The organism is Candidatus Polarisedimenticolaceae bacterium (assembly GCA_036275915.1).
GTDB lineage: Bacteria > Acidobacteriota > Polarisedimenticolia > Polarisedimenticolales > DASRJG01 > DASRJG01.
Genome location: DASUCV010000018.1, coordinates 316170 through 340671 on the forward strand (window position 1 = coordinate 316170; position 24502 = coordinate 340671).

Annotated in this window: 19 protein-coding genes; 15 read left to right on the forward strand and 4 right to left on the reverse strand. The window is 68.0% G+C overall.

All coding sequences use genetic code 11. The annotated features are described in order from the left end of the window. Nucleotides 1-76 precede the first annotated feature (76 nt). The 15 genes from VFV19_15015 to VFV19_15085 all read left to right on the forward strand — a co-directional run bounded on the left by VFV19_15015 (nt 77) and on the right by VFV19_15085 (nt 15541). Complete coding sequence (locus VFV19_15015; protein ID HEX4825610.1) at nt 77-1501, forward strand: GTPase domain-containing protein; 1425 nt, start codon at nt 77-79, stop codon at nt 1499-1501. A gap of 46 nt (nt 1502-1547) precedes the next feature. Further along, the gene (locus VFV19_15020; protein ID HEX4825611.1) at nt 1548-2465 is read left to right on the forward strand and encodes a HEAT repeat domain-containing protein; all 918 of its coding nucleotides are present in this window, start codon (nt 1548-1550) and stop codon (nt 2463-2465) included. After that, entirely contained in the window at nt 2462-3283 is an 822-nt protein-coding gene (locus VFV19_15025; GenBank protein HEX4825612.1) for a cyclic nucleotide-binding domain-containing protein, read from the forward strand. The genes VFV19_15020 and VFV19_15025 overlap by 4 nt, the downstream gene beginning before the upstream one ends. Then, nucleotides 3280-3864, forward strand: coding sequence for a hypothetical protein (locus VFV19_15030; GenBank protein ID HEX4825613.1), 585 nt, complete (start codon nt 3280-3282; stop codon nt 3862-3864). The genes VFV19_15025 and VFV19_15030 overlap by 4 nt, the downstream gene beginning before the upstream one ends. Nucleotides 3865-3936: 72 nt before the next feature. Next, the gene (gene trpS / locus VFV19_15035) at nt 3937-4935 is read left to right on the forward strand and encodes a tryptophan--tRNA ligase (protein HEX4825614.1); all 999 of its coding nucleotides are present in this window, start codon (nt 3937-3939) and stop codon (nt 4933-4935) included. Beyond that, nucleotides 4932-5669, forward strand: a complete 738-nt coding sequence (locus VFV19_15040) for a segregation/condensation protein A (protein HEX4825615.1) — start codon at nt 4932-4934, stop codon at nt 5667-5669. Before trpS ends, VFV19_15040 begins: the two co-directional genes overlap by 4 nt. After that, nucleotides 5666-6313, forward strand: coding sequence for an SMC-Scp complex subunit ScpB (scpB, locus tag VFV19_15045; GenBank protein ID HEX4825616.1), 648 nt, complete (start codon nt 5666-5668; stop codon nt 6311-6313). The genes VFV19_15040 and scpB overlap by 4 nt, the downstream gene beginning before the upstream one ends. After that, the gene (locus VFV19_15050) at nt 6310-7041 is read left to right on the forward strand and encodes a pseudouridine synthase (GenBank protein HEX4825617.1); all 732 of its coding nucleotides are present in this window, start codon (nt 6310-6312) and stop codon (nt 7039-7041) included. Before scpB ends, VFV19_15050 begins: the two co-directional genes overlap by 4 nt. A gap of 165 nt (nt 7042-7206) precedes the next feature. Then, a complete protein-coding gene (locus VFV19_15055) occupies nt 7207-8970 on the forward strand; it encodes a 30S ribosomal protein S1 (protein ID HEX4825618.1) in 1764 nt (587 codons plus the stop codon). 25 nt (nt 8971-8995) lie between these two features. After that, the gene (locus tag VFV19_15060) at nt 8996-9295 is read left to right on the forward strand and encodes an HU family DNA-binding protein (GenBank protein ID HEX4825619.1); all 300 of its coding nucleotides are present in this window, start codon (nt 8996-8998) and stop codon (nt 9293-9295) included. After that, nucleotides 9292-10626, forward strand: coding sequence for a tRNA (N6-isopentenyl adenosine(37)-C2)-methylthiotransferase MiaB (gene miaB, locus VFV19_15065; protein HEX4825620.1), 1335 nt, complete (start codon nt 9292-9294; stop codon nt 10624-10626). Before VFV19_15060 ends, miaB begins: the two co-directional genes overlap by 4 nt. A gap of 46 nt (nt 10627-10672) precedes the next feature. Next, nucleotides 10673-11158, forward strand: coding sequence for a bifunctional nuclease family protein (locus VFV19_15070; GenBank protein HEX4825621.1), 486 nt, complete (start codon nt 10673-10675; stop codon nt 11156-11158). Nucleotides 11159-11360: 202 nt separating this feature from the next. Beyond that, on the forward strand, nt 11361-12125 hold the full coding sequence (locus tag VFV19_15075; protein ID HEX4825622.1) for a ParA family protein: 765 nt from the start codon (nt 11361-11363) through the stop codon (nt 12123-12125). 28 nt (nt 12126-12153) lie between these two features. Next, entirely contained in the window at nt 12154-13014 is an 861-nt protein-coding gene (locus VFV19_15080; protein ID HEX4825623.1) for a ParB/RepB/Spo0J family partition protein, read from the forward strand. Nucleotides 13015-13138: 124 nt separating this feature from the next. Next, the gene (locus tag VFV19_15085) at nt 13139-15541 is read left to right on the forward strand and encodes an LptF/LptG family permease (protein ID HEX4825624.1); all 2403 of its coding nucleotides are present in this window, start codon (nt 13139-13141) and stop codon (nt 15539-15541) included. Nucleotides 15542-15547: 6 nt separating this feature from the next. Here VFV19_15085 and VFV19_15090 read toward each other — a convergent pair whose 3' ends face one another. The 4 genes from VFV19_15090 to dnaE are packed head-to-tail and all read right to left on the reverse strand — an operon-like array spanning nt 15548 to nt 24500. Then, on the reverse strand, nt 15548-18499 hold the full coding sequence (locus tag VFV19_15090) for an alkaline phosphatase family protein (protein ID HEX4825625.1): 2952 nt from the start codon (nt 18497-18499) through the stop codon (nt 15548-15550). Nucleotides 18500-18507: 8 nt separating this feature from the next. After that, nucleotides 18508-19758 (reverse strand): adenosylhomocysteinase, encoded by a 1251-nt coding sequence (locus VFV19_15095; protein HEX4825626.1) that lies wholly within the window; start codon nt 19756-19758, stop codon nt 18508-18510. Continuing rightward, nucleotides 19755-20906 (reverse strand): methionine adenosyltransferase, encoded by a 1152-nt coding sequence (gene metK / locus VFV19_15100; GenBank protein ID HEX4825627.1) that lies wholly within the window; start codon nt 20904-20906, stop codon nt 19755-19757. The genes VFV19_15095 and metK overlap by 4 nt, the downstream gene beginning before the upstream one ends. A gap of 60 nt (nt 20907-20966) precedes the next feature. After that, nucleotides 20967-24500 carry a DNA polymerase III subunit alpha gene (gene dnaE, locus VFV19_15105; protein HEX4825628.1) on the reverse strand — a complete coding sequence of 1178 codons (3534 nt, stop codon included), beginning with the start codon at nt 24498-24500 and terminating at the stop codon, nt 20967-20969. Nucleotides 24501-24502 lie beyond the last annotated feature (2 nt).

Below are 24502 nucleotides of genomic sequence, written 5' to 3' on the forward strand. Positions count from 1 at the left end.
CCGCGCATGGGAACTATGTTCGCGCCGATCCCCGAGGGCAGATCCTAGACGGGGTGTGGGAAAGGGGTGGTCTTCGATGGTCCTGTTCAATTACTCGACGCGCGAGCTCACCGCGAAGATCGTCTATTACGGCCCGGGCCTCTGCGGAAAGACCACCAACCTCCAGTTCATCCACGAGAATCTGCCGGGCGAGGTCCGCGGGAAGATGCTCTCGCTCGCGACGAAGACCGACCGGACGTTGTTCTTCGACTTCCTGCCGATCGATCTCGGCGAGATCCGGGGCATGAAGACGAGGGTGCAGCTCTACACCGTCCCCGGACAGGTCTTCTACAACGAGACGCGCAAGCTCGTGCTGAAGGGCGCCGACGGGATCGTCTTCGTCGCCGACTCGCAAGGGACGATGCTCGGCGCCAACGTCGAGTCGTTCAAGAACCTCGAGGAGAACCTGAAGGCGCACGGCATGAAGCTCGGCGAGATGCCGCACGTCATCCAGTTCAACAAGCGCGATCTCGCGAAGCTCACCGGAATCGAAGACTTGAACGCAGCGCTCAACAAGTACAACGCGCCGTTCTACGAGTCGGTCGCCACGACCGGCATCGGCGTTCAGGACACGCTCAAAGCGATCGTGAAGCTCGTGTTGCTCCATCTCACGCGCAAGTACGATCCGAAGTCGCTGCCTCCGGCGCACGAGACGCCCTCGGCGGCCGTCGCCATGTCTCAGCCTGCGCCGGTGCCGCAGGCCCCGGCACCTGTCCCCACCCCCGCTCCCGCACCCGTTGCGCGCGCGGCCGCCCCGGCGAAGCCCGCGGTCCCCGCACCGCGCAAGGCGCCGAAGGCGGCGCCGGCGATCGCGCGCACGCCGCCGCCCGTCGAGACGATGCCCAAGTTCCAGGAGGCCGAGATCGACGACCTGGTCGGTGAGGTCGGCGAGCACGATGCGCCGCCGATCCCGGAGCCCGCGCCCGTGGCCGCCGCCGCGACGACGGCAGCCGAAGACGGCGTCTGGATGGGGGCCCCGGAGGGCGAGGACACCTTCGCCGGTTCGACCGTCTCCCTCGAGGACCTTCTGTCGCACGAGGCGAAGGCGGCTCCCGAGGCCCCGCCCGCGGCCGATTGGCGTGACAACCCGGCGGCGCGTTCGGGGTTCGAGATCGACCGCGGGTTCGACCCGGAGTGGAAAACCCCCGCGGCTCCGCAGTCCGCCGCATCGCGCGCGCCGCGCACGCCCGTACCCCCCGCAGCGCCGCCCGCGGCCGACGACGACCGGCCGATCGCTCCGTTCCCGATTCCCTCGCCGGGGATCGAAGACGAGAGGGACGAGGATGTCGTCCTCACCGAGGTGGCGAGCAACGACGATCTCTTCAACGATCCGACACTCGACGTCGCGCAGATGGCCGAGGGAGCGATGCGGGAGATCCTGGTTCCCGTGATGCTCGGCGAGGGGCGCCATGCGAAGCGCTTCAAGCTCTCGATCCGCCTGCGGCTCGAACCGGTCGACTGAGCGCGCGGAACCGGCGCGCCGCTTGAGACGGCCTTATCCTCGACGTATGGCCTGGAAGCATCGCTCGTCGATCGCCGTCGTCCTCGCCGCAGGCGCGCTCGCCGCGACCCGCGCCGGGGCCGTCACCGAGCCGCCGCCCGATCCGATCCGCCTCGGCCTCTACGAGTGGATGGCGGTGGCGCCGATCGTCGTCGCCGCAGACGTTCTCGTCGACGACGGCAAGTACATCCAAGCGATGACCCGCGAGCCGATCAAGGGAGCCGTCCCCGCGCGAACGACCCTCTACGTCGACCTCAAGCGGGCCAACCGCGATCGCGCGGTCGGAGTCAAGGCTCTCGATCTCGCGCGGGGCCGTGGCTATCTGCTCCTCCTCGAGGCCGCGCCGCAGAAGGCGTCGGCGCCGAGCCCGCTCTACGATCTCGTGCGCGGAATCTCCGGCGCCCGCGAGATTCCGAAGGAGGCGCCCGGACCGCTGCTCGAGGCCGCCGCGAAGCTCGCGGACATCCAGGAACGAAAGACCGACAGCTTGCTGTGGTCGTCGGTGCCCGAGTTCCTCGAAGATCCGAATCCGGTCCTCGTCGATGCCGCGCTCGAGCTGGTCGTCAAGTTCCGGAAGGAGACTCTCGATCTCCTCCCATCCCTGACACCGCTCCTCGAGTCGCCGCGACCCGACGTCCGTCAGCGCGCGGTGGTCCTCATCGGGCGCGTTCTCGTGCGCCAGGGGGCGGAGGCCGTGCCCGAGCGCAGCACGATCGTCGCGGAGATCACCGGCCGCGCACGGCGCGACGACGACGTCGAGGTTCGCCGCGCCGCGACCGCCGCGATCTCGACCCTCGCCGACGCCGGCGTCGACGAAACGCTGAAAACGATCTCGCACGATGATCCCGATCAGAACGTCAGGTTCGAGGCCGAGAAGGCGCTCTACGAGCGGAAGCTCTCCGGCCGAGGGGGAGGCACCGATTGACCACCAAAGAAACCGTGAACAAGGTCGAGGACGTGGCACCGGCGGCGAAGGCGAAGGGGATGGCCGCCAACCCGTTCCAGAACTTCATGGTGCGCTACGGTGCCGGGGAGCGGATCTTCACCGAAGGTGACCTCGGCACGACGATGTACATCGTGCAGTCGGGTAAGGTCCGTCTGTTCCGCGTCGCGGAAGGGGTCAAGCGCGTCCACGGAACGATGGAGAAGGGAGACTTCTTCGGGGAGATGTCGATCCTCGAGGGCTTGCCCCGGACGATCTCGGCCGAGTCCGTCGAAGACTCGGAGCTGATCGAGATCAACAGCATGACCTTCGACAAGATGATCAAGGGGAACATCGAGATCGCGATCCGCATGCTGCGGAAACTCTCGATCCGTCTCCGCGAGTCGGAGCGCCGCATCGAGACGCTGCAGGCCGACGGCCGCACCGCGGCGGCGTCGCGACCGGTCGCCCCTGTGGCACCGCGGCCCTCGTCCGCGGCGGGGAGCGGCACGCGTCTCGAGGTGGAAGGGGAGGGAACGATCTTCCCCGTGGGCACGCAGGAGACGCTTATCGGCCGCTTCGATCCGGTGACCGAGCTCATGCCCGACGTCGACCTCACCCAGGTCGACCTCAAGCGATCGGTCTCGCGGCGCCATGCGCGGCTCGTGCGCGCGAGCGACGGATTCACGCTGACGGAAGAGGTCGGCGCGCTGAACGGCACCTTCGTGAACGGCACCAAGCTCGTCACCGGACGGCCGCACCCGCTGCAGGACGGCGACAAGGTCAGCTTCGGGATGGTCAAGCTCGTCTTTCGGGCATGAGCGGAGCCCGCGTCGCTGCGGCGACGCTCGCGGCCGTGCTTGCCGCAGCACCGCTCCATGCATCGTCGTCGCCCCCGCTCCCGTACCGCTTGGCGGTGGAGGTGCGGTGGGGCGCCGGCGGGGGGCCGGAGGCGTTCCGCGACGACGTCGCCCGCGCGCTCGCCGATGCCTTCACCGGGCGGTGCTACGCCGCGGCGAGCGCCGGCGCGGACGACCCGTCGGCACCCGCCGATCTCCACCTCGCCGTCTCGCTTTCCGCCCTCAAGGAGCAGCTGCGCTTTCTCGACTCGATCTCGACCTCCTTGGCGCCCGGCGATCCCGCCAAGGAGCTTCGGCGCACGGCGCTCTTCGACGTCAACGTCGACGGAGCGCTGACGACGGCGGGGGCGGCACCCGTTCAGGCCAAGCACTTCGTCGTCAGCGTGTCGCGCCAACCGACGATGCTCGGCGAGGACCCCCAGATCACGGCACGCACGTTCGCCGTCGAGCGGATCGTGGACGAGCTCGGCAAGGCGATGTGCAAGGGGCAGGACAAGCTCGACAAGAAGATCAAGGCGGCGCTCACGCAACCCGCGCGTTGACCCCCGCGCTCGCGGGTGTTACTCTCCGCGAGCGCCCGCACGACCTCCGCGAAGCGTTTCCTCGGTGATGCGATGACGCCAGAGCCACGCCCTCGGATCCTCTCCGGGATGCGGCCCACGGGGCCGTTGCATCTCGGGCATCTCGTCGGTGCGCTCGCGAACTGGGTGCGGCTGCAAGAAACGCACGCGTGCTTCTTCCCGATCGTCGACTGGCACGCGCTGACAACCGACTACGCCGACCCTTCGATGGTGCGGGGCTTCGTGCACGAGGTCGCGCTCGACTGGCTCGCCGCCGGCATCGACCCGGCGCGTGCCGTCGTCTTCGTCCAGTCCGACGTCAAGGAGCACGCCGAGCTCCACCTCCTGCTCTCGATGATCGTCCCGCTCTCGTGGCTCGAGCGGGTGCCGACGTACAAGGAGCAGCAGGAGCAGCTCCGCGAGCGCGACCTCGCCACCTACGGATTCCTCGGCTACCCGCTGCTCCAGGCCGCGGACATCCTCGCGTACCGGCCCATGGGCGTTCCGGTGGGGGACGACCAGGTGCCTCACCTCGAGCTGTGCCGTGAGATCGCACGGCGCTTCAACCATCTCTACGGCGAGGTCTTCCCCGAGCCGCAGGCGCTCCTGACGAAATCACCGCGCCTCCCGGGGACGGACGGCCGCAAAATGTCGAAGTCGTACGGCAACGCGATCTTCCTGAGCGATCCGCCGGACACGGTGAAGACGAAGATCGACGCCATGCTCACCGATCCGGCGCGGACTCACCGCCACATCCCTGGGAATCCGGAGATCTGCCCGGTCTTCGCGTGTCACAAGGTGTTCTCGGCTCCGGACACGGTCGCGTGGGCCGACGCGGGATGCCGCACCGCGGGGATCGGATGCCGCGACTGCAAGGGCCGCCTCAAGGAGCGCGTCGTCGAGGTGATGGCGCCGATCGCCGCCAAGCGCGCCGCGCTCGCCGCCGCACCCGAGCGGATCGACGCCATCCTCGAGGACGGTGCCGGAAAGGCCCGCGCGGCGGCTGGCGAGACGCTGCGCCTCGTGCGCGCGGGGATGGGGTTGGGACGATGAGCGACGACGGCCTCCGCGTCCACGTCGCGGCCTTCGAAGGGCCCCTCGACCTCCTCCTGCACCTCGTGCGCGTCAACGAGGTCGACATCACGAACATCCCGATCGTCGAGATCGCCGCCCAGTACGACACCTACCTCGCGATGATGCGCGAGCTCGATCTCGAGGTCGCCGGCGAGTACCTCGTCATGGCCGCGACGTTGGTCCACATCAAGTCGCGCCTCCTCCTGCCTCCCGATCCCACGCTCCCCGAGGAGGCCACCGAAGACCCACGCGCCGAGCTGACCCGCCAGCTCCTCGAGTACCAGCAGCTCAAGCAGGCGACCGAGAACCTCCAGGCGATCGACAGCGTCCGGAGCCTCATCTGGACGAAGGGCGGATCGGTTCCGGCGGAGTTCGAGGGGGAGGAGCTCCTCTCGGTCGAGCTCTTCGACGTCATCGCGGCGTTCAAGAAGCTGCTCGACCGCCTCGGCGACGACGTCAAGCTCCACCTGAGACGGGACGACGTCTCGGTCGCCGACAAGATCGCGTGGCTCGCGGATCTCCTCCGCGAGGGCACCTCGCTCGATTTCATCGAGACGATCGCGGCGCTGCCGTCGCGGATCGAGCGCATCGCGACGTTCCTCGCCGTGCTCGAGATGGTGCGCCTGCAGATGATCGTCCTGTTCCAGCGCGCGGCCTACGGCGACATCCGCATCGCGCTCCGGCAAGACGCCGCCCCGAGGGAGGAGACATGACCGACCCGACCGTCCAGGCCGAGCCGACCGCCGCTCTCGTCGCGGCGGTCGAAGCGGTGCTCTTCGCCGCCGCCGAGCCGGTGCCGCCGAAGGAGATCGCGGCGGCGTTCGGCGAGACGACGGAAGAAGAGGTGGCCGCGGCCATCGAGGCGCTCCGGCGGCGCTATGCCGACGGCCCCGGCGGCCTCGTCGTGGAGCAGGTGGCCGGCGCCTTCCGTCTCGCGACGAAGCCCGAGGTCGGCGGGCTCGTCCGCCAGTTCTTCCGGCACCGCAACCGCACGCGACTCTCGACGGCCGCCCTCGAGACCCTCGCGATCATCGCGTACCGCCAACCGATGACCCTTCCCGAGATCCAGGCAATGCGCGGCGTCGATCCGGCGGGCGCCGTGAAGAACCTCCTCGAGAAAAAGATGATCCGCATCCTCGGGCGCAAGAAGGTCGTCGGCAACCCGCTCCTGTACGGCACGACGAAGCAGTTCCTCGTGCATTTCGGATTGAACCGTCTCGAGGATCTTCCCTCGCTCGAGGAGTTCGATCAGTTCCTCGGGGCGCTCGAAGAGGGCACCGCGCCCGAAGTCCCGGTCGACGACGCGGAGGAGACCGCCGACATCCGCGGCGCATCCTCCGATTCCGAAGAGGAATGAGCGAGCGGCTGCACAAGGTCCTGGCGCACGCGGGGATCGCCTCGCGGCGCGCGTCCGAGCGGCTGATTCTCGAAGGGCGGGTCACCGTCAACGGCCGGATCGTCTCCGACCTCGGCACGAAGGTCGACCCGGCCGACGACGCCATCAAGGTCGACGGGAAAAGGGTCGCCGCCGAGCCTGCCCAAAAGACCTATCTCCTGCTCCACAAGCCCCGCGGTGTCGTCACCACCATGAGCGACCCCGAGGGCCGTCCGACGGTCGCGGAGCTCCTCCGGGGGATCCGCACCCGGGTGTACCCGGTCGGCCGGCTCGACTACGACAGCGAGGGCCTCCTGCTCTTGACCGACGACGGCGACCTCGCGCGCGACCTCATGCATCCTTCGAGCGGCGTGGAAAAGCGCTACGTGGCCAAAGTCCGCGGTCGCCCCGAGCCGGAGACGCTGCGGCGGTTGGCGCGGGGGATCCCGCTCGACGGCCGCCGCACCGCGCCGGCGCGGCTCAAGCTCTTGCGCCCCGCGGAGAACCCTTGGGTGGAGATCGTCGTCGCCGAAGGGCGGAACCGCCAGGTCCGCCGTATGTTCCAGGCGGTCGGCCACCCCGTCCAGAAGCTTCGGCGGACAGCTTACGGCGGCGTGGAGCTCGGAAGCCTCGCCCCCGGCGCCTTCCGCGCTCTGACCCCCGCCGAGGTCCGCAAGCTCCGTCGCGCCGCCGCCTCCGGATCGGCGTAATTCCCTGACCGGACTCACCTTGACACTCCAGCGGCCGATCTCTACGATGCCGTCTTTGTCGGCCCGGAAATCGGGACCGGCAGCCCGCCGACGGCGGGTACCAACGGGACCGGCGCTTGATCGGATCGAGGGGCGCCGGCCCGATCCAGGAGGATCGATCCCTTCATGAGCATCCAGGAAGAAGACAAGGTCACTGTGAGCGGACACGACGCGATCGAGGACGCCGAAGATTTCGGCAAGGCCCTCGAGGCGTGGGAGAGCGGATTCAAGTCGCTCAAGGAAGGGGACGTCGTCCACGGACGCGTTCTCAAGATCCTCGAGAAAGAGGTCATCGTCGACATCGGATTCAAGTCCGAGGGCGTGATCGACATCGACGAGGTCCGCGGCTACGACGGCGGTCTCACGGTCAAGGTGGGCGACCGGATCGAAGTCCTCCTCGAGCGTACCGAGAACAACGACGGCTACGTGGTCCTCTCGAAAGAGAAGGCCGAGAAGATGAAGGTCTGGGACGACGTCGAGCGCGCGTTCGAGACCGGCGAGCCGGTCATGGGCCGCGTCATCGACCGCATCAAGGGCGGCCTCAAGGTCGACATCGGCGTGCCGGCGTTCCTGCCCGGCTCGCTCGTCGACGTGCGGCCGGTCCGCAATCTCGATGCGCTGCGCGGCCAGGAATTCCGGATGCGCGTCATCAAGGTCAACAAGCGGCGCGGCAACATCGTGCTCTCGCGCAAGGCGGTCCTCGAAGAGGAGAACGCCGAGAAGAAGACGAAGACGCTCACCGAGCTCGAGGAGGGGAAGATCCTCCGCGGCACGGTCAAGAACCTCACCGAGTATGGCGCGTTCATCGACCTCGGCGGGATCGACGGCTTGCTCCACATCACCGATATGGCGTGGGGCCGCATCAACCATCCGTCGGAGAAGTTCCAGATCGGAGACGAGGTCGACGTCGTCGTGCTGAAGTTCGACCGCGAGCGCGAGCGCGTGTCGCTCGGCTTCAAGCAGCTCCAGGACGATCCGTGGGAGACCGCGTCGTCGAAGTATCCGCCGCAGACGCGCATCCGCGGCAAGGTCGTCAGCCTCACCGACTACGGCGCCTTCATCGAGGTCGAAGAAGGGGTCGAAGGCCTCATCCACGTCTCCGAGATGTCCTGGACCAAGCGCGTCAAGCATCCTTCGAAGATTCTGAACGCCGGCGATTGGGTCGAGTGCGTCGTGCTCGACATCGATCAAGAGGGGCGCCGCCTCTCGCTCGGCCTCAAGCAGACCGAGCCGAACCCGTGGGACCTCATCGATACGAAGTACCGTGTCGGCGACGTCATCAAGGGCAAGGTCAGGAACATCACCGACTTCGGCGCGTTCGTCGAGGTCGAAGAAGGCGTCGACGGCCTCGTCCACATCTCCGATCTCTCGTGGACGCGCCGGATCAAGAACCCCGGAGAGGTCCTGAAGAAGGGCGACGACGTCGAGGCGATCATCCTCAAGATCGACTCGGAGAACCAGCGCCTTTCGCTCGGCATCAAGCAGCTTCAGCCGAACGTGATCGAGGACTTCTTCCGCAGCCACGGCGTCGGCGACATTCTCACCGGCCGGATCGTCCGCCTCACCGAGTTCGGCGCGTTCGTCGAGCTCTTCGAGGGGATCGAGGGCCTCGTGCACGTCTCCGAGATGTCGAAGGACCGGATCGAGAAGCCCGAGGAACACTTCGCGGTCGATCAAGAGGTCCGCGTGAAGATCGTCAAGATGGACGCCGCGGACAAGAAGATTGGCCTCTCGATCAAGGCGGCCTTGGACGAGCCCGAGGACAGCTCGCTCTCCTCGTACCAGCAGAGCCAGTCGGGCGACGGCAGCGCGACGCTCGGCGATCTCGTCGGCGGAGACATGCTGCGGCGCGGCACGCCGCGCGACGACGACGGGGGCGCGGATCGCTGAATCGGCGGCGCGAGGAGGGGTGAGCGTGACCAAGGCCGACCTGGTCGAGGAAATCATCCGTGTCGCCGATCTCAGCAAGAAGGACGCCGAGATCGTCGTCCACACGGTCTTCGAGCAGATCATCGAGGCCTTGAAGGGAGACGACAAGATCGAGCTCCGCGGCTTCGGGAGCTTTCGCGTCCGCCGGCGCCGCTCGCGCCAGGGCAGGAACCCCAAGACGGGTGATCGCGTGGACGTTCCGTCCAAGCGCATCCCGTACTTCAAGCCGGGGAAGGAGCTGCGCGACCTGATCAACGGCGAGGACGGCGACGGCGCGGCGCCATGAGCGCGCCCAGGTACTTCATCGAGACCTGGGGCTGCCAGATGAACGTCCTCGACGCCGACAAGATGTCGGGGGCGCTCGAGCGGCACGGCTACCTCCGCGCCGGAAATCTCGAAGATGCCGACGTCGTGCTCCTCAACACATGCTCGATCCGCGAGAAGGCGCAGGAGAAGGTCTTCTCCGAGCTCGGCCGCCTGAAGCCGCTCAAGGCACGTAAGCCCGGTCTCGTCCTCGGCGTCTGCGGCTGCGTCGCGCAGCAAGAGGGCGCCTCGATCTTCGCGCGTGCGCCTCATGTCGATCTCGTCGTCGGGACGCGCGCGACCGCGAGCCTTCCGATCTTCGTCGACCGCCTTCGGGCGGGGGACGAGTCCGCGCGGCATTCCGCCGACACGGAGCTCCGGAACGACTCCATCGATTTCCCCTACGAGCAGATCCGCCGCTCCCCGGCCACGGCAGGGAAGGCGTACGTGACGGTCATCGAGGGATGCAACCACCGTTGCGCCTTCTGCGTCGTTCCGACGACGCGCGGTCGCGAGGTCTGTCGCGACCTCGATGACGTCCTCGCCGAGGTGCGCTCGCTCGCCGGTTCCGGAACGCGCGAGGTCGAGTTCCTCGGTCAGACCGTCAACGCCTATCGCGACGGCCGCGGCCGGACGCTCGCCGATCTCCTCCTGGAGACCCGTCGGGTCGACGGCATCGACCGCATCCGGTTCACGACGTCTCATCCCGCGCAGATGACCGAGCGCCTCATGGACGCGATGGCCGAAGCGCGACCGAAGCTCTGCGCCTACCTCCACCTCCCGGTCCAGTCGGGCTCCTCCGCGGTGCTCGCCGCAATGCGTCGTGGATACGACCGCGAGGGGTACCTCCGCAAGATCGAGGGACTCCGCCGCCGCATGCCCGAGCTCGCGCTCGGAACCGATGTGATCGTCGGCTACCCGGCCGAGAGCGAGGCCGAGTTCGGGGAGACGCTGACGCTCCTGGAAGAGGTCGCCTTCGACACGGTGTATTCGTTCACGTACTCGCCCCGTCCAGGAACCGCCGCCGAAGGTCTCTCCGATCTCCCCGCCGAGGTCAAGTTCGATCGACTCGCACGCCTCCAAGCGCTCCAGAAGGAGATCCAGGAGCGCATCGGCCAACGCTTCGTCGGACGCGAGGTCGAGGTTCTCGTCGAAGGGGAGAACGTCAGGCGGGCGGGCGAATGGTCCGGCCGGTCTGCCGAGCATCGAGTCGTCAACTTCCGCGGCGAGTCGACACCCGGGCGCCTCGAGCGCGTGCGGATCACCCGCGCGACGGCGTTCTCCCTGCGTGGCGAAATCGCCTGCGGGGCTTGACCCCGCCCGGACCGAACGGTAACCTGCGGTCCTTCGGAGCTACGGCATGCCGGTCGAGATGAAGATCAAGGGCCTCATGTTCGATCCCGTCTCCCGGATGCCGATCGTCATCCTGAGAGCGAAGGCGGGCGATAATCTTTTGCCGATCTTCGTCGGCTATTTCGAGGCGAACGCCATCCTGCAGCAGATCGACGGGAGCGTGGCGCCCCGCCCGATGACGCACGATCTCTTGAGCAACATGATCGACGCGCTCAAGGGCAAGGTCGAGCGCATCGTGATCACCGATCTTCGGGACAACACCTTCTTCGCGACGATCCACATCGACCGGGACGGACAGAAGCTCCGCATCGACAGTCGTCCCAGCGATGCGATGGCATTGGCGTTGCGCGTGAAGGCTCCGATCCTCGTCGAGGAAGCCGTCCTCGAGCGGTCCACGGCGTCCGGCGACGCAGGCCAGATCGACGAAGCGGAGCGCCTCCGCCGGTGGCTCGAGAACGTCGATCCCGAGGAGCTCGGCCGCTACGAGATGTAGCGCCTCGCAACCGTCCGGTTGCGAAAGCTTGTGCCGACATTTTGGTCGACTCGCGGTTGACACTCGTCTCTCCGCCTCGTACACTCACGCCGTTTCGAGGCGGTACTAGATCTTGCGTTGGCACTCGAGCGTTCCTCAACATCCTGTGGGCACGTCGAGCCCCATGAAGCCCAGCCTTCCCCAGCGCTGAAGGAGTACGTCCATGGGTGCCATGACCGTCGTCGTCGCCAACCAGAAAGGTGGCGTCGGCAAGACCACGACCGCGATCAACCTCGCCGCAGCTCTCGCGCAGAAGCGCCTCAAAACCCTCCTCATCGATCTCGATCCGCAGGGGAACGCGACCCTCTCGTTCATCGATCCGAACGAGATGCCGTTGACCGCGTACGACCTTCTGGTCGAGCCCGCAGTGACGGCGGAGCAAGTCGTCAGGACCTCGACCAACGAGAACCTCGACGTCATTGGCGCACGCATCTCCCTCGCCAAAGCTGAGGTCAAGCTGGTGGGGGAGTTCGACAGCCATTTCCGGCTCAAGGACAAGCTCGACCCGATCCGCGATCTCTACGACTACGTCGTCATCGATACGCCGCCGACCCTTGGCATCCTCACGGTCAACGCCCTCGTGGCGGCGACGCATCTGCTCGTCCCGATCCAGGCGTCGTACTTCGCCCTCGAGGGAACCGACGATCTCCTCGAGACGTACGAGAAGATCCGTTCGCGGCCGAACCCGACGCTCGAGTTCCTGGGCGTCGTCATCACGCTCCATGACAAGCGCACCGTGCTGGCCCGAGACATCCAGCGGCAGATCCGCGACGTCTTCGGTGAGAAGGTCTTTCGCACGACGATCTCCAAGAGCGTCCGTCTCGAAGAGAGCCCGGCCTACAAGCAGAGCATCTTCACGTTCGCCCCGACGTCTTCGGGTGCGACCGAGTACTACAGTCTTTCGGAGGAGGTGATCTCCCGTGTCTAAGTTCAAGGGGCTGCCACAAGATCGACGGATGCGTCATGACTCGCACTTCGTCGAGGAGATCACGTCCGCTCGGTCCGAGTCGATCGGCCGCCTGATCGACATCGATCGGATCGAGCCGAACCCTCATCAGCCGCGGAAGCAGTTCGGCGACCTCTCCGAGATGGTGTCGTCGATCAAGGAGAAGGGCGTCCTCGAGCCGATCCTGGTCCGGGCGATCGACGGCGGTCGTTTCGAGATCATCGCCGGCGAGCGCCGGTACCAAGCGTCGAAGCTGGCCGGACTCCGGCATGTGCCTGCTATCGAAGTCGATGTCGACAACCGCGGCATGCTCGAGATCTCGCTGATCGAGAACCTCCAGCGGAAGGACCTGACGCCGTTCGAAGAGGCCGCCGCCATCCAGCGCCTCTGCGATCAGTTCCGTTACACGCACGAGGAGATCGCACGCAAGCTCGGGAAGTCGCGGACGGTGATCACCGAGGCCCTCAGCCTCAACCGGATGCCCGAGGCAGTCCAGGAGCGATGTCGGCAGGCCGACATTGAGAGCAAGTCCATGCTCCTCCAGATCGTCCGCCAAGAGACCGAGGAGGCCATGCACCGGCTCGTCGACCGGATCACCGGCGACGGGATGACCCGGGAGGAGGCCCGCCGGTTCAACCGACCGGAAGACGGAGAGGGTCGGCGGACGAAGCGGTTCATCTATCGGTATGCGCCGGACGATGAGACGTTCCAGTTCAGTTTGAGCTTCGCGAAGCCTGAGGTCGATAAGCGGGAGCTGGTGGTCGCGCTCCAGTCGGTTCTCGAGAAGCTCATCAAGGAGCTCCACGAGAGCCCGAACACGCCGGCCGGCAGCCGGCAGGGTGCTCGGCGGACACCGGAAGCCGACGCCTGATATCACTCGTCCTCGGTCTTTGGGCCTCTTCTCTCCTAGTTAGTTGACATAATATGCATTATCGGACATTGGCCCAAAGGCGATAAGGCCTCCTTCCGACCTCTCCTGCTAGACTCGGCGGCTGATGCTCCGCAAGCGTCGAATCACCCTCTACCTGCTCTCGGAGCTGGGTCTTGCGACCCTGGTCGGGATCTCCGTCTGGACTGTCATCCTGATGATGAACGACCTGTTCTTCATCGCGCGCCAGGCGATCCAGAAAGACCTCGGCCTCGACCTCGTCCTTCAGATCCTCGCGCTCAGGATCCCGAACCTCCTGATCCTGGCGATCCCGATCGGGACCCTCCTCGGATCGCTCATCGCGATCGGGCGCCTCTCGGCGGACGGCGAGATCGTGGCGCTCCAGGCGATCGGCCTCGGACCGCGCCAGCTGCTGGGGCCGATGGCGATCCACGGGACGCTCGCGTTCGTGGCGGCCATCTCGATCTACGCCTTCATCCAGCCATGGGCCAGCTACGAAGGCCGCCTGATGCAGGGCAAGATCCTGAACGCCCGGAACGTCAGCACCGAGCTACGTCCACGCGTCTTCTTCGACAAGGTGCCGGGCTACGTCATGTTCGTCGACGAGATCCCACCAGGCACCCAGGGGGTCCTCCAGCGCGTCCTCTTTTACGAGGCAGCTGATCCGAAGGGGTCGCTGGCCGAGAAGCTCATCCTCTCCAAGGACGCCGCGATCGGGCCCTCGGCCGCCCGGGAGGGCGAGATTCGCCTGGTCTTCAAGGACGGCGTTCAGCACACGGTGAAGATCGACGACCCGGACTCCTACCAGGTCTCGCAGTTCCAGGTGCTGTCTCCGCTGCCCCTCGAGCTTCCGGCATGGATGCGCCCGACCGACGAAGTCCCCGGAAAGACGGTCGCGGACATGACCCCCACCGAGCTCCTCCAGGAAACGCGCGACGCACGCAACGAGCCCGACAAGACCCTTCGCACGTATCGGATGCGATGGGCGGCGACCGAGATCCACCGGCGCTTCGCGCTGCCTCTCGCCAGCCTTCTCTTCGCATTGCTCTCCCTACCGCTCGGTGTGTCGCGGGTTCGGAGCGGCAAGGGCGCGGGATTCGCGCTCAGCCTCGGGATCGTCCTCATCTACTACCTGCTCTTCACGGTCGGCCTCGAGCAATCGAAGGACGGCCGACTTCCGGCTTGGATCGGCATGTGGGCGGGTAACTTCGTGATCGCCGTCTGGGTCGTCATCGCCTTCGCGAGGATGAGCCGCCCGTCGCGGCCACCGTTCTGGGCTGGAGTCGTCGAGCGCCTCAAGCGTCTCGTGCCTCACCGCAAGGCGCGGCCCGATCCGGCTCCCCCGTCGCCGTCGCTCCTCGAGGCCGCGGCCGCCGATTTTGGGCCGATTCCGCGGCGCCGACTCTCGGGCCTTCTCGACCGTTACGTCGGGTCGCTCTATCTCCGCACCCTCGGGCTCGCGCTCGCGGCGACGTACCTCATCTTCACGCTCCTCGAGCTGAAGTCGCTGATCGACGCGACGCTCGAGCGCAAGCAGCCGGCGATACTCATCCTTGTCTACCTCAAGTACTTCATCCCAGGGGTCCTCATCTTCGCGCTCCCCTTCGCCGCGATGATCGCCGCGGTCGTTTCCGTCACCGTTCTCGGACGCACGGGCGAGATCACCGCGATGAAGGCGGCGGGCATCAGCGCGCGGCGGATCTGCCTTCCGATCGTGATCCTCACACTCTTCTGCTGCGTCGGCCTTCACCTGGTGCAGGATCGGATCGCGCCGGAGACGAACCGCCGGGCCCAGGCGGTCAAGGACCAGATTCAGGGAAGGAACCCGCGTACCTACGGTTGGACGCCGGGAGGCCGCTGGATGTTCGGGAGCGGCGGCCGCCTCTACCATTACCGGCTCTTCGACCCGGCGAATCTTCGATTCCAAGGACTGTCGGTCTACCGGCTCGATCTGGCGCGAGCACGTGTGTTCGAGCAGTGGTTCTGCGCATCGGCGCAGTGGAACGGTGCGAGCTGGGACGTCACCAAGGGCTGGTACCGCTCGTTCCCCGAGCCAGCGGTCGTCGGAGAGTACAGGCGCTTCGAGGAAGACAAGATCACGAGCTTCGACGGTCCCGAGACGTTCGCGCGGAAGGAGCAAACGCTCGTCGCGAGCGACCTCCCGGAGCAGACCTCGATCGCGGATCTACGCCAGGAGATCGAGATGCTCGCCAAGGGCGGCTACGACACGACGCGCCTCAAGGTCGATCTTTGGCAGAAGACGTCGTCCGTCGTCACTCCGCTCGTGACCGTCATCCTCGGGCTGCCCTTCGCGTTCAAGGTCGGGCGCCGGGGCTCGATGTACGGCGTCGGGGTCGGGCTCATCCTGGCGATCGTCTTCTGGGCGGTCGCCGCGATCTCGAACGCGCTTGGCCTCGAGACAATCCTCGCTCCGTTCCTGTCTGCGTGGGCGCCCGACGTGCTGTTCGCGGTGATCGGAATTTATTTATTACTGTTTATTCCGACTTAATAATTATCACTGTTTTTTAATTTCTTCGATCGCATGGATGATCGCCGGCTGCTTGGCGTCCACCGTCAGCGAGCGCTGCCAGGCGTCGAGGGCGGCGTCACGGTCGCCGAGCCGCGCGTGCGCCTCCCCTAGCGCGTTCAGGATCTCGGTCGAGTCGCCGAGCGTGCGCTCGGCCTGCTCGAGCGCTTGGAGCGCGAGCCCGGGATGGCCTTCCTGAAGCTCCAGGAGCCCTCGCTGGAGCCGCGCCGGGCCCGCCGATTTCGGATCGGCGGTGGCGGCCTCGAGCTCGGTCCTGGCCTTCGCGACGTCGCCCCGCTTCCGCGCGAGCAGCGCCCGGTTGATGTGCGCATCGCCGTATCCAGGGTCGATCGCGAGGGCCCGGCTGAGGAGCGCATCGGCGTCGGCGTCCCGGTTCTCTGCGAGCGCCAAGCCCGCGAGATTGTTCAAGGGCGACGCGTACCCCGGATCCGCGGCGGCAGCGCGCTCCCACGTGGTCGCCGCGGCCCGTGCGTCGCCGGTCGCGTAATAGAGCGACGCAAGATTGTTCAGGACGACCGCGCTCGACGGCGACTTCGCGAGAGCGCGGTCGTAGAGGTCGATCGCGCGAGACGTCTGGCCCCGGTCCTGGTAGAGGAGCGCCAGATTGTTGTACGCGCCCATGAAGTACGGGTCCGCATCGATCGCCGCCAGGTACCACCGCTCGGCCTCGTCACCATGGCGTGCCAGCTTCGCGAGGTTCCCCAGATTGTTGCGGGGCTCCGCCGCGTTGGCATCGGAGCGTGCGGCCGATTCATAGGCGGCTCGCGCCTCGTCGAGGCGTCCTTCCCGCTCGAGAACGATTCCGAGCGAGTTCCTGACCTCCGATGCGCCTGGCTCGCGTGCGAGAACGGCGCGCAGCCGGCGCTCGGCGCTTGCAAGCTCGCCGCTCTCGAGCTCGAGCTGCGCGAGCTGGTGGCCGGCGGCACGCTCCCCTTCGGCGGTCGCCGCTGCGCGCTCGAGCCAAGTCCGCGCCTCGTCCGCATGGCCCGAGAACCGCAGCGCGATCCCCAGGTTGACCCAGAGCGTCGGCTGGTTCGGCTCGTCGGCGATCGCCTTGCGGAAGGCTTCGGCCGCCTCGGCGTACCGCCCGTCGCCGAGGAAGGCGACGCCGCGATTGTTCTCCGTCGTCATCGGCGCCGGCGTCGTGCCGGCCAGGTACCCGAGGCTCTGCAGCTTCTCCCGGAGCTCGCGGGCTTCGTCCCCGCCACCTCCGGGCGCCGAGGGGGCGAGTGGGGGGGGATCGTCCCGCAGCTCGGTCGGATGGGCGGCGAGCCACGACGGCTCCATCGCCGCCGCGAGCACGCGCCCGGGCCAGGAGATCGGAACCGGCTGCCCGAAGAGTGCGAGGACCGTCGGGGCCAGATCGTAGACCGAGACTTCGTCGATCTTGGCGCCGCGGCGGACGCTCGGTCCTCGGACTACGAGGATCCCGAAACGCCGGTGCCAGTCGGCCGCCGCACCGTGACCGATCCGCGAGTCGGTCGTTCGTGGCCGGGTGTCGTCGGATGCGAAACCGTGATCGCTGCAGACGATGACCGTCCAGTCGTCGCGGCCCTCGAGGAGGCGCCCGAGCTGTCGGTCGGCGGTCTCGTAGTAGCGGTCGACGACGGCGTGGAACGACGCGAAGCGGCGCGGGTCGACTCCCGTGAGACGCGGGTCGCGATACGGCATGAACAGATGGCCGACCGTATCGGTGCCCTCGAAGTAAACCGCCTCGAACCGTGCCGCTGGTGTCCGCGAGCGCAGGGCGAGAGCGACGTCGAGGTAGGTGCGACCCGAAGCGAGCACGGTCCGGAAGTCGTCGAGCCGCGCGCGCTCGTCGGCGTCGAACTGCTCCGGCGCCGTCCGCAGACCGTCGAGATAAACCCGAACGTCGCTCCATGGAACGTCCGACGGCGTCACGATCCGCTTGCGCACCTCGTCGTAGAGCTCCGGCGGCCAGGTCTTTCCTTCCGCGCTGCGGGCGTTCGCATCGAAGCCGAAGAGCTGGTAGGCGACTCGGTCGGTGACCATCGCGCCGCGGACGGACGCCGCCGGCCACGTCGCCCACCACCCGGTAACCGCGACCGGCACCCCCGCCTCGGAGAGGAGGTCCCAGACCGCCGGAACCTTTCGGGCGGCGGAGGTGACGGGCTCGCTCGTCCCGGCGGCCGTCGGCGCGAGAAAGTCCATGACGCCGTGGATGCGCGGCTCGACACCGGTCGCGATCGTCGTCCATACCACCGGCGACAGCATCGGACTGATCGAGAGCAGCTTCGCGCGGACGCCCTGCTCGATGAGGTGTGCGAGGTGAGGCATACGGCCGGCCGCGATGAGCGGATCGACGATCTCCCAATCGGCGCCGTCGAGCCCGACCACGAGGACGCGGGCGTCCTCGGGGACCGGCGCGACAGGATTCCTCGCTCGCGCGTAGTCCATGCCCGACCACCGCAGTTCCTCGAGCGCCACGCCGCGCTCGTCCAGAGCGTCACGAAGCGATCGTTCGAAGAGCCCCTCGACCGCCGGCGTCGCCGTGCGCCGGCCGGCCGCCTCGTCGAGAACCGGTGCGCCCGCGCGCACCGCCGCGGCGAGGATGTCGTCCAACCGTCCCGGTCCCGCCGCGAGCGCCTGAGCGCGCTCCGGAAGCGCGCGGAGCGTCGCCGTCCCGGTGAGGCCGAATCGCTCACCGGAGGCAGCCGTGAGGCCGAGCTCCGGCCCGGGCAGAGGCAGGGTCACGGCACTTCGCGGCCAGCGCGTGAAGCGTGCGGTGCCGGGTGCGGCCCAGGTGAGATGCGACGCGGCGGCGCGCGCCGTCCCGCCTCCTCCGATGGTCCATACGCCGAACTCGGACCTGGGATCGAGGACGCGGACGCCGCACGCCGCCCACAGCGACGCCGCGAGAGCGAGGACGGCGAGGATCCGGGTCGCCCTTCGGATCACGGCGCCGGCTACGCGCCCTCGCTCCACGACGCGAGATAGCGCTTCTGTTCCGGGCTCAACGTGTCGATGCGGACCCCGAGGCTCTTGAGCTTTAGCGCGGCGACGTGGCGGTCGATCTCGCGCGGCACCGAGAGCACCGAAGGCTCGATCTTGCCCCGCTGCGCGACGAGATACTCGATCGACAGCGCCTGGTTCGCGAAGCTCATGTCCATGATCGTCGCGGGGTGGCCCTCCCCCGCCGCCATGTTGACGAGACGGCCCCCCGCGAGAAGGTGCAGCCGCCGCCCGTCGGCGAGCTCGAACTCCTCGACCATGTCCCGCACGACGCGCCGCTTCACGGCGAGCGCCGCGAGCGCCTCGACGTCGATCTCGACGTTGTAATGCCCCGCGTTGGCGATGAGCGCGCCCTCGGGCATCCGCTTGAAGTGCTCCTCGCCGACGACGCTCTTGCTCCCGGTCGCAGTGACGAAGACCTGCCCGTGCTTTGCGGCCTCCTTCATCGGCTCGACGCGGAACCCGTCCATGCACGCCTCGAGCGCGGCGACCGGGTCGATCTCGCAGACGGTGACGTTCGCGCCGAGCCCGCGTGCGCGGAGCGCGATCCCCTTCCCCACCCAACCGTAGCCCGCGACGACGACCGGCATTCCGGCGAGGAGCACGTTCGTCGCCCGGACGATCCCGTCCATCGTCGATTGCCCGGTACCGTGACGGTTGTCGAAGAGCTGCTTCGTCACGGCGTCGTTGACCGCAACGATCGGATAGCGGAGGCGTCCCCGCGCGGCCATCGAGCGCAGCTTGATCACCCCGGTCGTCGTCTCTTCGGTGCCTCCGGCGACGGCGGGGAGGAGATCGGTCCGGCGGTCGTGGAGGAGCGAGACGAGATCGGCGCCGTCGTCCAGGGTCAGCGTGGGCCGCGTTTCGAGCACCTCGGCGAGATGGGCCGAGCGCGTCGCCGCATCCTCGCCCTTCGCGGCGTGAGTCGGGATCTCGTGACGCTCGTCGAGGGCGGCGGCCACGTCGTCCTGCGTCGAGAGCGGGTTCGAAGCGCAGAGGGCGACGGTGGCGCCGGCCGCACGGAGGGCCAACAGGAGATTCGCGGTCTCCGGCGTCACGTGAAGGCAGGCGGCAACGCGATGGCCCGCGAGGGGCCGGTCGGCGGCGAACCGGTCACGCACCGTCCGCAGCACCGGCATGCTCCGCTCGGCCCACGCGATCCGCCGCATGCCCTCGTCGGCCTGAGGCGGACGCCGGCTCGTCACGCGCGCGCCACGCTCCGGAGCTTCTGGGCCGGAGCGGTCTCCTCCCACGTGAAGCCTGGCTCGCGCCGGCCGAAGTGGCCGTACGCCGCGGTCTGCCGGTAGATCGGCCGGCGCAGGTCGAGGTATTCGATGATCCCGCCGGGTGTCAGGGGGAAGCTGTCACGCACCAGAGCGACGAGACGATCTTCCGGCATCTGCCCCGTGCCGAAGGTGTTCACGAGCACGGAGACCGGGTCCGCGACGCCGATCGCGTAGGCGAGCTGGACTTCCGCGCGGTCGGCGAGCTCCGCGGCCACGATGTTCTTCGCGATGTGGCGCGCCATGTAGCACGCCGAGCGGTCGACCTTCGTCGGGTCTTTCCCCGAGAAGGCGCCGCCGCCGTGGTGTCCCATGCCGCCGTAGGTGTCGACGATGATCTTCCGCCCGGTGAGCCCCGTGTCCCCCTGCGGCCCGCCGGTGACGAAGCGGCCGGTCGGGTTGACCCAGATCTTGGTCTTGCCGTCGAGCAGGTGCGCGGGAATCGTCGGCTTGATGACCGCCTCGCGCACCGCTTCGTCGAGCGCCGCGTTCGTGACCTCGGGGTGGTGCTGCGTCGAGACGACGATCGCGTCGACGCGGGCCGGCTTCCCGTCCCGGTATTCGATCGTGACCTGCGATTTCCCGTCGGGGCGGAAGTGCGGGACGACGTTCTCCTTGCGGCACGTCGCGAGGCGCCGCGTCAGCCCGTGAGCGAGCATGATCGGCATCGGCATCAGCTCGTCGGTCTCGCGGCACGCGTAGCCGAACATCATCCCCTGGTCGCCCGCGCCGCCGGTGTCGACGCCCATCGCGATGTCCCCCGACTGCTCGTCGATCGCGGAGAGCACCGAGCAGCTCGCCGCGTCGAGGCCGTAGGCGGCGTCGGTGTAGCCGATCGACTCGATCGTGCGGCGCGCGAGCTTCTGCAGGTCGACGTATCCGCGCGTCGTGATCTCCCCCGCGACGATGCAGAGCCCCGTCGTGAGGAGCGTCTCGCACGCCACGCGGCCCTTGGGATCGATCGCGAGGATCGCGTCGAGCACGGCGTCCGAGACCTGGTCGGCGACCTTGTCCGGATGACCTTCCGTGACCGATTCCGACGTGAAGAGATGGCGGCTACTCTCGGGCATGCAGGCTCCTCCCCGGCACGAAACCGGCATCGTAGCAGGCCCCGGCCGGGCCCCCAAGCGCTATGACGGGGACGGGCGGCGCGCCGGGGGCTTGGCGCGAAGGCGGACGCGCCCCGTGCCCACGACCCCCTCGAGATCGGCGAGGAGCGCGCGGGACGGTGTGACGCGCAAGCCGGGCTCGGCGCGTACGACGATCCGGAAATCGCTCGGGCGCACGACCTCGACGTAGAGCGCCGCCTCCCCGCGATGAGGCGCCACGGCCGCCCGAAGGCGGGCCAGGAGGTCGTCGTCGATCTCGGCCGCGTCGAGACGCACCTGCACACCGTCGGCGTTGCGCTCGCGCAGATCGTCGAGCGCGCCGACCTCGTCGGCGGTGAGGCGCACGCGCCCGTCGTCCGACTCCACGCGGCCGGTGACGAGCACCGCGCGCCCGTTCTGGAGGAGCGCTTGACACGTATCGAATGTCTTCGGGAACGCGAGCACCTCGATCTGTCCTCCGAGGTCCTCGAGCTGGAACGATCCCCACCACGCGCCCTTCTTCGACTTGCGCTTCTTGAAGTCGGCGATCATCCCGCCGACCGCGACCTCCGTGCCCGACGCCAGCTCGCGGAGGCCGTCGGTCGCGTGCGTCGCGAACTCGGCGAGCACCTCCTTCGAGCTCTCGAGCGGATGGCCGCTGACGTAGAACCCGAGCGTCGCCTTCTCGTGCGCAAGCCGGGTCCTCTCGTCCCAATCGGGAACGTCGGGGAGCGGCGCCTCCGGGGTGTCCGCGGAGCTCGCGCCGTCTCCGCCGCCTCCGAGGAAGAGGCTCCCCTGCCCCGACTCGCGATCGGTGCGGCGCTTCGCCCCCCACTCGAGCGCCGAGTCGACGGCGGCGAAGTTCGCGCTGCGCCTTCCGCCGAGCGTGTCGGCGGCGCCCGATTGAACGAGCGCCTCGAGGACGCGCTTGTTCGCGAGACGCAGGTCGATCTCGGCGGCGAGCTCGAAGATCGACCGGAACGGACGGCTCAAGCGCTCCCGGGCCTCGAGGATCGAGAGGATCGCGCCCTCCCCCACGTTCTTGATCGCGGAGAGCCCGAACCGCACGCGATCGCCGTCGACCGTGAAATCGAGGCTCGACCCGTTGACATCGGGCGGCAGCACGGCGACGCCCATCTCGCGGCACTCGTTGATGTAGTGGACGAGCTTGTCGGTGTTGCCCTTTTCCGTCGTGAGCAGCGCGGCGAGGAAGTGGACGGCGTGGTGCGCCTTGAGCCAGGCGGTGCGATAGGCGACGAGCGCGTACGCCGCGGAGTGCGACTTGTTGAACCCGTACCCCGCGAAGTACTCCATGAGGTCGAAGACCTTGCCCGCGTCCCCTGCCTTGATCTTTCGGTGACTCCCCGAGCGGTGGATGAACTTCTCGCGCTCGGCGGCCATGACCTCTTTCTTCTTCTTGCCCATCGCGCGCCGGAGGATGTCCGCCTCGCCGAGCGAGTAGCCGGCCATCGCCGAGGCGATCTGCATGACCTGCTCCTGGTACACGATGACCCCGTAGGTCTCGCGCAGCACCTCCTCGAGGAGCGGGTGCGGATACTCGACCTTCACCTTGCCGTGGCGGCGCTTGATGAAGTCGTCGATGAGGCCGCCGCCGATCGGACCGGGGCGGTAGAGCGCGTTGATCGCGACGAGGTCCTCGAAGCGGTCGGGCTTCAGGCGCCGGAGGATGTTCTTCATCCCCTCCGACTCGAACTGGAAGATCCCCGACGTGCGCGCCTTGCCGAAGAGCTCGTAGACCGCGGGGTCGTCCAAGGGGAGCGCGTCCATGTCGACCGCCGCCCCCGTCGCCCGGATCGACGTCACCGCGTCCTCGATGAGGGTCAGCGTCTTGAGGCCGAGGAAATCCATCTTGAGGAGGCCGATCTCCTCGATGTCCGACATCGCGAACTGCGTCGTGATCGCATCGTCGGTGCCCCGGTAGAGCGGCGCGAACTCGACGATCGGCTTCGGCGCGATGACGACGCCGGCGGCGTGCGTCGAGGCGTGCCGCACGAGTCCCTCCAGGCGCTGCCCGACGTCGATGAGCTGCTTGACCTGCGGGTCCGACTGGTAGGCCTGCTTGAGCGCCGGCACCTCCTCGAGCGCCTTCGCGATCGTGATCTCCTGGCCCGGCTGCTGCGGGACGAGCTTCGCGATCTTGTCGACCTCGGCGTAGGGGATGTCGAGGCCACGCCCCGCGTCGCGGATGACGGCGCGCGCCGCCATCGTGCCGAACGTGATGATCTGCGCCACGTTCGGACGACCGTACTTCTCCGTGACGTACTCGATGACCCGCTCGCGCTTCCGGAAGCAGAAGTCGATGTCGATGTCGGGGAGCGACACGCGCTCGGGGTTCAAGAAGCGCTCGAAGAGCAGGTCGAACTGCATCGGATCGATGTCTGTGATCCGCATCGCGTAGGCGACGAGCGAGCCCGCGGCCGATCCGCGGCCGGGCCCGACCGGGATGCCGTGCTCGCGCGAGAACCGGATGAAGTCCCACACGATGAGGAAGTACCCGGCGAACCCCATCGCGCGGATCATCTTGATCTCGCGCTCGAGGCGCTCCTCGTACTCCTCGATCGGATGCCGGAGGCGCCCGGCGTCGGCCTCCGCGCGCAGGCGCGGGCGGCGCGCGGCGAACCCCTCTCGTGCGACCGACTCGAAGTAGCCGTCGAGGTCGTAGCCGTCGGGCACCGGGAAATTCGGCAGGTGGTGGGGCTGCTTCTCGAACGCGAAGCGGCAGCGCTCGGCGACAGCGCCCGTGTTGGCGACCGCCTCCGGCACCCACGAGAAGAGCGCGCCCATCTCCGCGCGGGATTTGAGATAGTGCTGCGGCGAGTACCGGATCCGGTCGTGCGCGTGGACGTTCTTTCCGGTCTGGATGCAGACGAGGACGTCGTGGGCGAAGTGATCGCTGGGAAGGAGGTAATGGCAGTCGTTCGTCGCGACGAGCCCGACGCCGAGATCCTTCGCGAGGCGGACGGCGCCGTCGTTGACCTTCGCCTGCTCCTCGATCCCGTGGTCCTGCAGCTCCAGCCAGTACCGCCCCTCGCCGAAGAGATCGCGGAACTCTCCCGCCACCGCGCGCGCCTCGTCGAAGCGGTCGCTGCGGAGGAGCGTCGGGACCTCTCCCGCGAGGCACGCCGAGAGACAGACGAGCCCCTCCGAGTGCGCGCGCAGGAGCTCCTTGTCGATGCGCGGCCGGTAGTAGAACCCCTCCAGGTAGCCGGCGGTCGACAGCTTGATCAGGTTCTTGTAGCCGGTGTAGCTCTCCGCCAGGAGGATGAGGTGGTGGTAGGGCTTCTGCCGTACGGCGCCGGCGGCGGCCCCCTTGTCGTGACGCGAGCCCGGGGCGACGTACGCCTCGACGCCGACGATCGGACGGATTGACTGCTTCGCGGCCTCGCGCGCGAACTCGAGGACGCCGAAGAGGTTTCCGTGATCGGTGATCGCGAGCGCCTCCTGGCCGTCCGCCGCGGCCCGCGCGAGCATCTCGTCCAGGCGCTGCGCACCGTCCAGGAGCGAGTAGGTCGTGTGGTTGTGGAGGTGGACGAACGCGGGCGCCTTCTCGGTCATGG

Bases quoted from the DNA above. Each gene is read 5' to 3' on its own strand.
- trpS (HEX4825614.1), top strand. From the start codon at position 3,937: ATGACGCCAGAGCCACGCCCTCGGATCCTCTCCGGGATGCGGCCCACG.
- miaB (HEX4825620.1), top strand. From the start codon at position 9,292: ATGAGCGCGCCCAGGTACTTCATCGAGACCTGGGGCTGCCAGATGAAC.
- VFV19_15015 (HEX4825610.1), top strand. From the start codon at position 77: ATGGTCCTGTTCAATTACTCGACGCGCGAGCTCACCGCGAAGATCGTC.
- VFV19_15080 (HEX4825623.1), top strand. From the start codon at position 12,154: ATGCGTCATGACTCGCACTTCGTCGAGGAGATCACGTCCGCTCGGTCC.
- dnaE (HEX4825628.1), bottom strand. From the start codon at position 24,500: ATGACCGAGAAGGCGCCCGCGTTCGTCCACCTCCACAACCACACGACC.
- VFV19_15085 (HEX4825624.1), top strand. From the start codon at position 13,139: ATGCTCCGCAAGCGTCGAATCACCCTCTACCTGCTCTCGGAGCTGGGT.
- VFV19_15070 (HEX4825621.1), top strand. From the start codon at position 10,673: ATGCCGGTCGAGATGAAGATCAAGGGCCTCATGTTCGATCCCGTCTCC.
- VFV19_15050 (HEX4825617.1), top strand. From the start codon at position 6,310: ATGAGCGAGCGGCTGCACAAGGTCCTGGCGCACGCGGGGATCGCCTCG.
- VFV19_15020 (HEX4825611.1), top strand. From the start codon at position 1,548: ATGGCCTGGAAGCATCGCTCGTCGATCGCCGTCGTCCTCGCCGCAGGC.
- VFV19_15055 (HEX4825618.1), top strand. From the start codon at position 7,207: ATGAGCATCCAGGAAGAAGACAAGGTCACTGTGAGCGGACACGACGCG.
- VFV19_15075 (HEX4825622.1), top strand. From the start codon at position 11,361: ATGGGTGCCATGACCGTCGTCGTCGCCAACCAGAAAGGTGGCGTCGGC.
- scpB (HEX4825616.1), top strand. From the start codon at position 5,666: ATGACCGACCCGACCGTCCAGGCCGAGCCGACCGCCGCTCTCGTCGCG.
- metK (HEX4825627.1), bottom strand. From the start codon at position 20,906: ATGCCCGAGAGTAGCCGCCATCTCTTCACGTCGGAATCGGTCACGGAA.
- VFV19_15030 (HEX4825613.1), top strand. From the start codon at position 3,280: ATGAGCGGAGCCCGCGTCGCTGCGGCGACGCTCGCGGCCGTGCTTGCC.
- VFV19_15040 (HEX4825615.1), top strand. From the start codon at position 4,932: ATGAGCGACGACGGCCTCCGCGTCCACGTCGCGGCCTTCGAAGGGCCC.